This is a genomic window from Catenibacterium faecis (genome assembly GCF_014306455.1).
GTDB lineage: Bacteria > Bacillota_I > Bacilli_A > Erysipelotrichales > Coprobacillaceae > Catenibacterium > Catenibacterium mitsuoka_A.
On record NZ_JACRWG010000068.1, the window covers coordinates 1 to 11,436 of the forward strand.

12 protein-coding genes and 1 tRNA gene are annotated in these 11,436 nt (G+C 33.0%); 5 read left to right on the forward strand and 8 right to left on the reverse strand.

Going from position 1 to position 11,436, the window contains the following annotated elements; all coding sequences use genetic code 11:
* Window positions 1–273 precede the first annotated feature (273 nt).
* Together H8909_RS11480 and H8909_RS11485 are read right to left on the reverse strand one after the other, a co-directional pair.
* Window positions 274–747, reverse strand: coding sequence for a pyridoxamine 5'-phosphate oxidase family protein (locus H8909_RS11480; RefSeq protein WP_187012930.1), 474 nt, complete (start codon window positions 745–747; stop codon window positions 274–276).
* Window positions 748–780: 33 nt separating this feature from the next.
* Complete coding sequence (locus H8909_RS11485) at window positions 781–1,386, reverse strand: lysoplasmalogenase family protein (RefSeq protein ID WP_187012931.1); 606 nt, start codon at window positions 1,384–1,386, stop codon at window positions 781–783.
* A gap of 77 nt (window positions 1,387–1,463) precedes the next feature.
* On the opposite strand from H8909_RS11485, the gene H8909_RS11490 reads away from it, so the two are divergent.
* Window positions 1,464–2,318, forward strand: a complete 855-nt coding sequence (locus tag H8909_RS11490) for a Cof-type HAD-IIB family hydrolase (protein ID WP_187012932.1) — start codon at window positions 1,464–1,466, stop codon at window positions 2,316–2,318.
* Here H8909_RS11490 and thpR read toward each other — a convergent pair.
* Window positions 2,220–3,308 (reverse strand): RNA 2',3'-cyclic phosphodiesterase, encoded by a 1,089-nt coding sequence (thpR, locus tag H8909_RS11495; RefSeq protein ID WP_187012933.1) that lies wholly within the window; start codon window positions 3,306–3,308, stop codon window positions 2,220–2,222. The genes H8909_RS11490 and thpR overlap by 99 nt on opposite strands.
* 56 nt (window positions 3,309–3,364) lie before the next feature.
* On the opposite strand from thpR, the gene H8909_RS11500 reads away from it, so the two are divergent.
* A tRNA-Arg gene (locus tag H8909_RS11500) sits at window positions 3,365–3,441 on the forward strand.
* 34 nt (window positions 3,442–3,475) lie between these two features.
* On the opposite strand, the gene H8909_RS11505 is transcribed toward H8909_RS11500, so the two are convergent.
* Together H8909_RS11505 and H8909_RS11510 are read right to left on the reverse strand one after the other, a co-directional pair.
* Window positions 3,476–4,303, reverse strand: coding sequence for a PRD domain-containing protein (locus H8909_RS11505; protein ID WP_187012934.1), 828 nt, complete (start codon window positions 4,301–4,303; stop codon window positions 3,476–3,478).
* 1 nt (window position 4,304) lies between these two features.
* Window positions 4,305–5,897, reverse strand: coding sequence for a PTS transporter subunit EIIC (locus tag H8909_RS11510; RefSeq protein WP_187012935.1), 1,593 nt, complete (start codon window positions 5,895–5,897; stop codon window positions 4,305–4,307).
* A 268-nt stretch (window positions 5,898–6,165) separates the two neighbouring features.
* On the opposite strand from H8909_RS11510, the gene H8909_RS11515 reads away from it, so the two are divergent.
* Together H8909_RS11515 and H8909_RS11520 are read left to right on the forward strand one after the other, a co-directional pair.
* On the forward strand, window positions 6,166–7,650 hold the full coding sequence (locus H8909_RS11515) for a C40 family peptidase (protein WP_187012936.1): 1,485 nt from the start codon (window positions 6,166–6,168) through the stop codon (window positions 7,648–7,650).
* Between the two features lie 38 nt (window positions 7,651–7,688).
* On the forward strand, window positions 7,689–8,384 hold the full coding sequence (locus H8909_RS11520; protein ID WP_187012937.1) for a hypothetical protein: 696 nt from the start codon (window positions 7,689–7,691) through the stop codon (window positions 8,382–8,384).
* A gap of 24 nt (window positions 8,385–8,408) precedes the next feature.
* Here the strand turns inward: H8909_RS11520 and H8909_RS11525 are convergent, their stop codons facing one another.
* Window positions 8,409–9,434 (reverse strand): threonine aldolase family protein, encoded by a 1,026-nt coding sequence (locus H8909_RS11525; RefSeq protein ID WP_187012938.1) that lies wholly within the window; start codon window positions 9,432–9,434, stop codon window positions 8,409–8,411.
* A gap of 249 nt (window positions 9,435–9,683) precedes the next feature.
* Here H8909_RS11525 and H8909_RS11530 point away from each other — a divergent pair, with 249 nt between their 5' ends.
* Window positions 9,684–9,863 carry a hypothetical protein gene (locus H8909_RS11530; RefSeq protein WP_187012939.1) on the forward strand — a complete coding sequence of 60 codons (180 nt, stop codon included), beginning with the start codon at window positions 9,684–9,686 and terminating at the stop codon, window positions 9,861–9,863.
* 445 nt (window positions 9,864–10,308) lie between these two features.
* On the opposite strand, the gene H8909_RS11535 is transcribed toward H8909_RS11530, so the two are convergent.
* Together H8909_RS11535 and H8909_RS11540 are read right to left on the reverse strand one after the other, a co-directional pair.
* The gene (locus H8909_RS11535) at window positions 10,309–10,923 is read right to left on the reverse strand and encodes a transposase (RefSeq protein ID WP_187012941.1); all 615 of its coding nucleotides are present in this window, start codon (window positions 10,921–10,923) and stop codon (window positions 10,309–10,311) included.
* A complete protein-coding gene (locus tag H8909_RS11540) occupies window positions 10,916–11,320 on the reverse strand; it encodes a transposase (RefSeq protein WP_187012940.1) in 405 nt (134 codons plus the stop codon). The genes H8909_RS11535 and H8909_RS11540 overlap by 8 nt, the downstream gene beginning before the upstream one ends.
* Between the last annotated feature and the right edge of the window lie 116 nt (window positions 11,321–11,436).

Below are 11,436 nucleotides of genomic sequence, written 5' to 3' on the forward strand. Positions count from 1 at the left end.
GGTTTTGGTTTAGTTGGTCGTGATCAATGGTTTCCAAATTAATAGATAACAACTAATCTTATCTACTGAAAACTTAATTTACAGGAAATAAGAATTTACACAAGATTCTTGACACTATCTAGTATGCACTTTATTTATATTATCAAGTAATATTTGTTTATCTTCCATAACTTAATCTCTTCAATAAATTATAATTTGTGATATTTGTCGTGTTCATTTTAATGCTCTCCTTTGAGGGGATTTGAACACATTTAATCACAACAGTCTATATATTTAGTTACTTACATTTTCTCCTTTAAAATGATTTTTTCCTGTCACATGATTCAATGTGATCTTATAAATATAGCATGTATCTATATAATCCTTATTATAAGGATATGTTTCATAGCCACAATGAGTCAGGATAGACTCCATTGCTTCATTATAAGATTCATGAGAAATAGGTTCAATAATACCTTTACCTATAATAGATGAGTAAGAATTAGATACAGTCTTATCTGGTTTACAAAAATATTCATAGAGTGTTTCTGCCTGTATGCCTACATGAGGATTCTCTTTGATCAGGCGAGTCATCTTTCCTTCTCTAGGTGTATAAATATAAAGTACTATTTTATCTTTATCATCACCTATTCCAAAATTCATTGGAACGATATAAGGATATTCGTCATCTTGGAATGCAATATGTAGTGTATCAAAATGATGAAGCATCTCCCTTAACTGCTTTAAGTCTACTACTGTTTCTGACATTTCTCTCTCCCCTTTTGTATCTATTTTAACACATTAGAGGAAAGAAAAACTGTAAGCGGTTAAAAATATTCCAAAATAATAGAAGAAAATATTTAATATTCCTAATATTTGTATCTTATTTGTCTTATAAAACGCTAATAGAATATCAGATATGAGATAGAGAATAAGCCCTATAGCCATCATAATAAAGCTAAGAGTATTGAGAGTAAAAGCTGTCAAAATAGCTTTTGTAGTAAGCCAGACTAACGCAAATATATAGCTAGTCAGTTCTGTTTTGTAAGTTGAGAAATCTACAATCTTATAGTAAGCAAGTATTTCTAGAAGAATCATAGCACATACAGGAACAATTAATTCTATATATGTAAATGGTTCAAAGTGATAATAGAAGAATAAGAAGGCTATATCACCAATTAGGAATGCATTAAGACCATATCTAAATAGTTCCTTCTTACATAAGAGTATGTCTCCAATCATATAGCCTAGTAGTGCTGGAAGTATAAGAAGAAATAATTTTGTTTGATGAGAGAAATAAGCAGTGAGGATAAAACCTAATGAGCATAAACCTTTTGTATAGATGTGATAACGTGTACGCCATGTACATACCATTATCAGAAATAATAGAATAAATAATACTATCATAATAATTTCCTTTCTGAAATAGTCTACCACAATTCAATGATGTGTGCTATAGTTGTTCACAAAGGGGGAAAAGACAAATGATCAAATTAATTGCGACAGATATGGATGGAACATTCCTAGATAATAAGAAGCAGTTTGATAAGTCTTTTATTGATTTATTTTTTGAGATGAAGGAACAGGGTGTACTGTTTGTAGCTGCAAGTGGTAATCAGTATGCCAGACTTTACCAGAAGTTTTTACCAATGAGTGAGGATATGTATTTTATTGCAGATGGAGGCAGTTATATTGCGAAGGGACCAAATACTTTGGAAGTGTTTGATATGGACCGTAAGAAAGCATTTCTTGCAATAGAGAGAGTAAAGGAACATTATCCTGATTTTAAGATTGTAGTAGCTGGTGAGAAATACGCTTATGCAAGAAAGAAGGATCATCTTACTAAAGAACTTACTACTTATTATTGTTCAAATAAGTTAATTGATGATTTTGATGAGATTGATGAACCTATTACTAAGGTTGCGATACTTGACCCTAATGGTGATATTAAAAAGAATGCTGGTGATATTACTTCTATCTTACCTAGTGGGTTACAGATTATTACATCTGGTAATGAGTGGATGGATATTCAAAGAGATGGTGTAAATAAGGGTCTTGGTATGCGTTATATTCAGGAACATGAACATATTTCTAGAGATGAATGTCTCGCATTTGGTGATCAGATGAATGATTATGCTTTATTAAATTCTGTGAAGTATGGTTTTGCGATGGAGAATGCAGTAGATGAAATCAAGAAACTTGCTTATGGTATTACTGATTCTAATGAAGATCAGGGATGTTTAAAGATTATTAAAAAAGCACTTAGAAAAAATAAAGAACAGGCCGCTAACGACCTGCTTTTTATAATAAAAATCACAATGATTTTGGATATCAAATGAAGAAAAGTATTTTTCTTCTAATGGTATCCATTTTTTTATGAACATGTTAAGAGCTTCTTTTCCATTTCTTTTTTCTATACGCTTAAGTCTGAGTGTTTCATCTATATCTACAAATATAGAAAGATCATAAGCATCTATTAATTCAGGATGACATGAATAAGACCCTTCTATGATATTAATAGGTTTATAAGAGTATAAGGTTCCTTCACTTATAGACATTGTGGAACAATCAAAAGGACGATAAAGAACATCTTGATGTTGTTTACGAGGTTCTAATACTTCTTTTTTAAATCTTTCTCTATCTACATTACCACCTGGTTCATTATAGCGTTCTTGTGTACGCTGATATTCCTGAAGATAGAAATCATCCATATGAAATATATGACAATCAAAATATGCTTTTAATTTATTTGCAAGAGTTGTTTTCCCACTTCCACATCTTCCATCTATTGCGATAGTGACATGTCCCTTTTGTTGATATATTTTGTTTATCTTCGCTATTAAAGACTGTTCATTATAAGGAAGATACTTGAGCCCTTCTTCTAAATAATGAGCCTGCAAGAGTTCTACTTTGATGTCTTTAGTAGAGACTTCTTGAAGTGTTCTATCTCCTTCTTCTGCTTTTCTTAAAATTGTGATATGTGGATAAAAAGGTTTATCATCAAATGGTATATCATGTGCCTTTAATGCTCCTCTTAATGTATTGACATATTCATCTAATACAGGATTGTCTTTAATACCTACCCAATAAATCTTCTTGAAATGACCAATACGGTTCAAAGTAATGGTGATTTCAGGAAAAGGAATAGAATGAATAATTTCCATAATTTCATCCTGTCTATCTGTTTCACCAAAGAAAGCTAAAGTCATATGTAGATTATCTAGATCATAATACTTACCTTGAATCCCTTCTTCCTTTAAAGTATCCATGATTGACATTAATTCTTCTTTAAAAGAAGAATTGAATGTAAGTGCAATAAATTGTCTCATAAAATTCATCCTTTCTATGATATAATGAATAAACTATGATATAATGAATAAACTATGTGCATGTAGCTCAATTGGATAGAGTATCAGACTCCGGCTCTGAAGGTTGCAGGTTCAATTCCTGTCATGCACGCCAAATATTGAAAAGAGGCAGCTTACGCTGCCTTTTACTATACACTATGTCTGATTCTTTCTATATGTATCGCAAGATAGCCTACTTCTTCGTCTGATATCTTTTCTAGAATCAGCTTTTCTATATAATCAGCGACACGACATGCAACAGCATAGCTTTCTGGGAACTTTTCTTTTGTATAGTCTGTCATAGAGACCTGTACATCTTCTTTACGATCTAAACGGACCATTAAGAATTTAATATGGTTGACTAAACGAATATAAGCAATAGAGTCTTCATCAATCACTATATTAAATGTTTCTTCTACATAAATAACTGTTTGATGAATAATGCTGGCAACCTGTAATGAACGTCCAGGTGGCTGAGAACTCAAAGCTGCATGAATATGAAGAGATATATAACCGATCTCATCATCAGTGATTTCATAACCTAATCTTCTCTTAATGATTTTTCTTGCTTTCTTGGCCACTTCATACTCATCTGCAAATAATAATCTAATATCACTTGTCAAAGGGTTAGAGATGACCATATCATTCTTAATACGATCAATAGAGAATGCAATATGATCTGCAAGAGGTAAAAGAATCTTAGTATCTATATCACCAAATTCTTTTTCTGCATAACGGATAATTTCATTGGCTATTTCTAAGAAGATAGGATCAACCCCCTGTAAGACATTCTTACCAGTATTCTTCTCTAAACTATAGCATTTAATATTTTTTCCAGGATTCTCAATTACATCTCCTGCTTTTCTTTTGAAGCCTATTCCCTTCCCTAGTAATATAACTTCTTTATTGAGTTCATCTTTTGCGACAACTCCGTTATTGTTTAGCGTTCCAATGACTTCATAACGCTGTTTTTCCACTTTATTCTCCTTCATGTAATATCTGTTTTATTTCTGATACGATAATGACAACATGTGGTCCATAGGTAATTTGGATACCTTCTCCACGCATATATATACCTGCAGCACCTGTTTCCTTTAAAGCTTCCTCATCAACTAATGTTGGATCCTTTAAAGTCGCACGCAGACGTGTTGTACATGTATCAACATCTAATATATTAGGAATACCTCCTAATGCTTCTACAATAGAATGAGACACAGAACTGTCTACGTCAAGACTTTTCTTTCTAGAATAGTCTTTTTTTGTATGCAGCTGTGTATCTTCTCCTCTACCTACTGTTTTAAAATCATAACGTTTAATCACAAACTTAAAGATTGAATAATAAAGTAAGAAATAAATAAAACCTATTATTGGGACAAAGACCCAGTTTGTTTTACTATTACCCTGTAATATACCAAACAAGAAGAAATCAATCGCTCCTGCACTAAAAGTGACACCTATCGCTATATTTAAAGCCTGAGCCACTGCATATGCACTTCCTGCTAGAAGCGCATGAATCAAAAAGAGTGGTGGTGCTTGAAATAAGAATGTGAATTCAATTGGTTCAGTAATACCTGTTAATATAGAAGTGAGTGAAGCAGAAAGTAATAAACCTCCTGTTTTTTTACGCTGGCTTGGTCTTGCACAATGATACATTGCAAGGGCAGCACCAGGCAGGCCAAATATCATAAAGATATATTCTCCCGAGAAGAAGCGAGTGGCTTCTACACTGAAATGTTTGACATGAGGTGAAGCAAGCTGCGCAAAGAAGATATTCTGAGCTCCCTGGATCAGGTGGCCATCCACTACCATACTGCCACCAAGTCCTGTCTGCCAAAATGGAAGATAGAACACATGATGTAATCCAAAAGGAATCAACATACGCTTTACAAGTCCAAATACGAATATACCTGCATAACTGCTGTCTCTTATAAATACACCTAAGTGATAGATAGCCTCCTGAATAGGTGGCCATATATAAAAGAATAGGATTCCTACAAAAACAAATGTCACACAACAGATGACTGGGACAAAACGTGTGCCTGCAAAGAATGATAAGTAATCAGGAAGTCGTGTCATATAGAACCTATTATGAAGATAAGCAACACCAAGTCCTACTACTATACCGCCAAAGACACCTGTATCTAAAGATTGAATGCCACAAATCGCATTGATTGTACCTAGTCTGACAAAATCAGCCACCTTCCCATCTACTATAAAACCATTAATAGTAAGTAAGGCATTAATAGAAGCATGCATAACTAAAAAGCTAACCAGTGCAGAGAAAGCTGCAGTCGCTTTTTCATGTTTTGCCATACCCATTGCAATACCTACCGCAAATAAAGCTGGAAGGTTATCAAAGACAATTTTACCTGCACTACACATAATTGTGAATAATGCATAGAGTGGTGTTCCCTTTCCTAATATAAATTGAAGATGGTAAGTCTGAATCATTGTCTCATTTGTGAATGACTGACCTATGCCCATTAATAACCCTGCCACAGGTAAAACAGCTATAGGTATCATAAAGCTTTGTCCTACACGTTGTAATTTACTAAATAGCTTACTAAACATGATTCCACCTCCTTCTTGTAGTATTATTTATTTTACCATTATATAGTATGAAAATCTAATCATTTTATTCGAACAATTTATGAGTTTTTTTTACAAAATAGGCCTTTTTGTATAATTCTTAAGTTATTTTTAAAAATTTCTTAATTCATTTTTATATGATAAATACTACATATTTTGATATTTCTTAATTATTTCTTAAGATTTTTCTTTATTTTTTATTATGAGGTGTTATAATAGAGCCTGTCGAAAGACAAAAGGAGAGAGAAAAATGGATAAGAAAACAAAAGAAATCATGAGTTTCGTATCTAATAGAGTAAGAACTCAGAAGACAATGTTCATTCCTGTGTTTGCTATTTCCGCTTTCGCAATCGTGGGTTATACAGTTGCTGATAGAACAGCACCTGTTGTACATTCAAATACAATTGAAGTTCCTTATGGAACTGTCTTAAAAGCTAGTGATTTTGCAATCTCTGATAACAGAGATCATACTGATACATTAAAAACTAAGATTCATGCTGAATCTTATGAAAAGAACCAGTTAGGAACTTATACTGTTAACGTAACAGTAAAGGATTCTTTCAACAATGAATCAACTAAGACTGTTAATGTTAAGGTTGTAGATAATGAAGCACCAGTTCTTGAATCTAAGACTGATGATGGATTTGTCATCAATGTTGAAGCAAATGGTAGTAGTAATTTAAAGGATTACATCAAAGCAACTGATAATGTTGATGGTGATGTAACAGATTTTATTAATTTTGATAAGGAATTAGATACAACTCAGTTAGGTGAACAGGTGATCAATGCATCTGTTGAAGATAACATGGGTAATATCGCTACTAAGACATTTACATTTAATGTAGGTGATACATCTGCTCCTGAAATGAACTTAAAGAATGGTAATTTCGTAGTCAATTATGGTGATAACTTTGATATCAACAATTATGTTGAAGCAAAGGATAACTATGATATGAATCCAGTTTTATCTGTAGAAGGTGAAATTGATACTAAGAAGTTAGATGGTACTCAGCCTATTAAAGTAACTGCAACTGATGCAAGTGGTAATAAGACTGAAAATACTTATGATGTGACTGTAGCTGATACTGCTGCTCCTGCTATTACATTAAAGTCTACTGATATTAGTGTAAAGAATGGTGGTTCATTTGATGCAAAGTCTAATATTGCATCTGCTATCGATAATCTTGATGGTGATGTGACAAGCAAGGTGAATGTAAGTGGTTCTGTCAATACTTCTAAAGCTGGAAGTTATACAGTTAACTATACAGTAACTGATAATGCTGGTAATACAGCAAATGCAAGTGCTAAAGTGACTGTCGCTGCTGCTCCATCTAGAGGTGGATACAATGCAGGTGGAACAAGCGTCAAGGGTGGACACAGTGGTATTGTTGGAACTGGTTTATCTAAAGTAGGTTCTGCTTATGTATTTGGTGCTTCTGGACCAACAGCATTTGACTGTTCTGGATTCACTTCATGGGTATATAGACAGAATGGTAAATCATTACCAAGAACTGCTTCTGCTCAGTATAGTGGAACTACAAGAGTATCTAAGGATGGCTTAAGTGCTGGTGACTTAGTATTCTTCGCAGGAACTTATAAGTCAGGTATCTCACATGTAGGTATCTATATCGGTAATGGACAGTTTGTTCATGCTGCCAACTCAAGTACTGGTGTTACAGTATCTTCATTAAATAGCGGTTATTATGCATCTCATTACGCAGGTGCTGGTAGATAAGAAGATCGAAAGATCTTCTTTTTTTATAAGGAGACTATATGAAAAAAGTATTAAAGGTGATTCTAGGAATCGTATTAAGTATTGTACTCGTTCTTGGTCTACTCTATGGTCTTTTTATCTACATGATCGAGTATCATGTCGAAACAGTAGCTAAAGAATCTTATTATGAATATGAGGTTGTGATGCAGTCAGTCGGAGCGCCTCTATTCTTCAGCAGTGCAGATGGACGTCTGCTTCTTAAAAAGAATGATACGATAATCAATAAGATGGACTTTACATTATCAGATGATGGTGGAAGTATTCGAGAAGAAGTGTGGAGTGTGAGCTGGTATAAGGATCATGTAGGTGTTGTGATTCAAGGAACTGAGCAGGATGATACACTTTATAATCTTTATTATAATGGCAAGACAAATAGTTCTATTGTGAATGGTCAGGATGAAATAACAACTAAAGGTGATACGGCTAATAATAATGCCGATGAGATTAGAAAAGAATTAAAGATGGTCGCTGATTATCTTAATTATGATGATATAGATTATGGTATCAGTGCTAAAGGATGGATGTATGCAGTTGTTTATAATAAAGATGGTGTCACACGAGATTTGAATTATTATGAAACTCATGAACATGAATATGTTTATGAGGAAACAAAGAATGGTACTACTATAGTATTAGGATTTTATAAAATAGAAAATGGCCAGGTTGTAGATGAACATACAACCGCATGGCATTAAAAAAAGATTCCGCAAGGAATCTTTTTATAGTAATTCTTTAAGTTTTTCAATAGATTCTTCTGTAGTAGCCCAGCTTGTTGCAAAACGTACTACTGTATGCGTATCATCATACTTTTCCCAGAAACCATAGCGTACATGCTTTTCTAATTCTTCTAGTTTCTTGTTGTCTACAATAAAGAACTGCTGGTTTGTAGGAGAATCAATATAGAATTCATAACCTTTTTCTTTAAAGATTGTTTTAAGCTTTTCAGCCATATCAATAGCATGTCTTGAAATCTTGAAATAAAGGTCATCTGTAAAGAGAACATCAAATTGAACACCATTTAAACGTCCTTTTGCAAGTAAAGCACCATGCTTCTTAATAAGGTTCACAAAATGTGCTGGTGTATTATTCTTAGTAAAAACAACAGCTTCACCACATAATGCCCCTACTTTAGTACCACCGATATAGAATACATCAGTAAGTTCTGCGATATCTTCTAGTATTACATCAGTATCATAAGACATGAGACCATAACCAAGTCTTGCACCATCTAAGAATAAAGGCAAATTATAAGCATGACAAACATCTGAGATTTCTTTTAATTCTTCTTTTGTATAAAGTGTGCCATATTCTGTAGGATGAGAAATATAAACCATACCTGGGAATACCATATGTTCATGGTTAGCATCGTTATAGAATGTATCTACTAATTCTTTTACATCTGATGCTTTTAACTTACCTAAATACTGTGGGACAGTGAGTACTTTATGTCCTGTATATTCAATAGCCCCTGCTTCATGAGCAGCCACATGTCCTGTCACTGCAGCGACAACGCCTTCATAAGGCTTCAACATTGTATCAATGACTAACTGGTTAGTCTGTGTACCACCTGTAATAAAGTAAATATCAGCATCTTCTTTACCACATGCTTTCGCAATCTTTTTTCTTGCAGATTCAGAATATACATCTACTCCATATCCTGACTGCTGATCCATATTTGTTTCAATAAATTTTTCTAGAATGGCAGGATGTGCCCCTTCTGTATAATCACTTTCAAATGATAACATCTTTATATCCTCCGTTTTTTGTATTCTACACTATTTTAGAGGTGAACACAAATGATGAAAATAATTTAAAAATATGAAGTAATTCACCATGACGAATGAGTATATATATGTGTAAGCCACTTATTTCTTGTTTAGAATACTTTTACATAGAAAGATAAAAGAAACTCATTCCTCGAATAGTCAATTCATAATATTTGGTAGGAATAGGAACAGAACTATACTATAATAACAGAAAAGAAGCGATAGGATATGGAAAACAGAACAATAATTATTAATGGTGTATCTTATACTTGTTTAACTGATGAAGAATACGAAGATTTACAGACAGTAGCTGCTTATGAAGAAAGAAAAAAGAGTAAAGATTTCAAAATCCTTAGTTTTGATGAGTTTTTAAGACAAAGCGAAGAAAAGTATGGGGTCAAATTTTGATGTTAAAATTGATTCACACATTATAGAAAAAATTTACAACATTAATTATTATAGCTATACAACATTCAAAAACTTCTCTGTAGGAGTCTTTCTAATTAGAGAATTACAAAAAGCAAGAGAAATAGTCGAGGCCTATCCGCATATCGGCAAGAAGGTCCAAACAAATATAAGTATGTTATGTCAAGTACCAAAGCAATCTTATATTATGAAATAATAGAAAATAGCAGAAATATCATTTTCTATGATTACAAACCTTTCAAACAGAATAAAGACCTGTATTAAAATACCTGCTCATTAATGAGCAGGTATTTTAATACTTTGAACCTTTAATTTTTAAGGGGGGTCAATAGAAAACTCGCTTTAAATATTTGGGGGTTTCCACTTGTAAAGGGCAGTCAGAAATGACTGCCCTTTAGTGCGCTCATATTACTCCTATTTAAATGTTTTATTGATTCTTTTTCTTATAAGATTCTCTCTTTTTTCCTTCTCTTTTGATTGTTTCATCAATAGCGTAAGAGGAAGGATTGGAGGATTTATTAAGAGAATACATTAGTCTATTTCTCATTCTTGCAAAGTTCTGATATCCACATGCGTTTGATAGTATCTTATCTATTCTAGAGTTGATTCCTTCTACTGGTCCATTAGATATTCTTTGACCATCTACTAAATCAAATGATGCACATATTTCATCAAACCAGTTTATAAGAGTTCCAGATAATGATATGAAGCCAGCGATTCCTGATGCTGCATATTCTTGAATTATTCTTGAAAGCCATTCTCTGCAGTTTTCAGATGTTGCATAATGATTAAAGGCTATATATTGTTCCTTTAGATTGTATGCTTCTGTTAGTTCATTATCTATGCCTAGGATTATTTCAAGTAACTGATGATAGTCTATATATCTTTTAAGCTTTTTGTTGTATCTAGCCTTGTTGAATGGAATGTCATTGTATTTTTTCAATAAAAGGAAATGAAACTTTTTGAGAAGATAATATTCAGTACTATACTTTTGGTATCTTTTACCTATTTTTATTCTGATATCATCTAGAACTTTATTGATATTTTTTTATGACATGGAACGAATCGCATAGTAATACTGACCCGGGGAAGTATTGATTCCTTACAAATCTGTACGTTTCATACATATCGATAGAGATATATTTGACTTTAGCGAGTTCTTTTTTATCGATTATCTGAGTATAACTTGACCATGCCTTCTTGGTTCTTCCATCAATGATATCTACAATTTCCATAGTCTTAAAATTAAGAATAACACACATGTATCTGTTTTGTCCTTTATGTCTCCAGTGCTTCTCATCAATACATATAATCTTAGGTAAAGGCTGTCTACGCATCTGGCCATACTTATCAAATATCTCAACTACTTTAGTAGGACTTGTGTTAAAGAATCTAGCAACCAGTGAAAAAGTGGTTGTAGGTTCTTTAAGTTTATTCATGATTTTCTCCATTTCCCCGCGCCTTTGTTGCGCGGACACAAATATATAACCAAACTCAAATCCCCCAAAACTCTAGTGTGCATCTCGATATAATAGTATAATCAAAGAGAGGTGGT

Excerpts from the sequence above, each read along its gene's own strand:
- H8909_RS11480 (WP_187012930.1), bottom strand. The coding sequence starts at position 747 with ATGTCAGAAACAGTAGTAGACTTAAAGCAGTTAAGGGAGATGCTTCAT.
- H8909_RS11485 (WP_187012931.1), bottom strand. The coding sequence starts at position 1,386 with ATGATAGTATTATTTATTCTATTATTTCTGATAATGGTATGTACATGG.
- H8909_RS11490 (WP_187012932.1), top strand. The coding sequence starts at position 1,464 with ATGATCAAATTAATTGCGACAGATATGGATGGAACATTCCTAGATAAT.
- thpR (WP_187012933.1), bottom strand. The coding sequence starts at position 3,308 with ATGAGACAATTTATTGCACTTACATTCAATTCTTCTTTTAAAGAAGAA.
- H8909_RS11510 (WP_187012935.1), bottom strand. The coding sequence starts at position 5,897 with ATGTTTAGTAAGCTATTTAGTAAATTACAACGTGTAGGACAAAGCTTT.
- H8909_RS11515 (WP_187012936.1), top strand. The coding sequence starts at position 6,166 with ATGGATAAGAAAACAAAAGAAATCATGAGTTTCGTATCTAATAGAGTA.
- H8909_RS11520 (WP_187012937.1), top strand. The coding sequence starts at position 7,689 with ATGAAAAAAGTATTAAAGGTGATTCTAGGAATCGTATTAAGTATTGTA.
- H8909_RS11525 (WP_187012938.1), bottom strand. The coding sequence starts at position 9,434 with ATGTTATCATTTGAAAGTGATTATACAGAAGGGGCACATCCTGCCATT.
- H8909_RS11530 (WP_187012939.1), top strand. The coding sequence starts at position 9,684 with ATGGAAAACAGAACAATAATTATTAATGGTGTATCTTATACTTGTTTA.
- H8909_RS11540 (WP_187012940.1), bottom strand. The coding sequence starts at position 11,320 with ATGAATAAACTTAAAGAACCTACAACCACTTTTTCACTGGTTGCTAGA.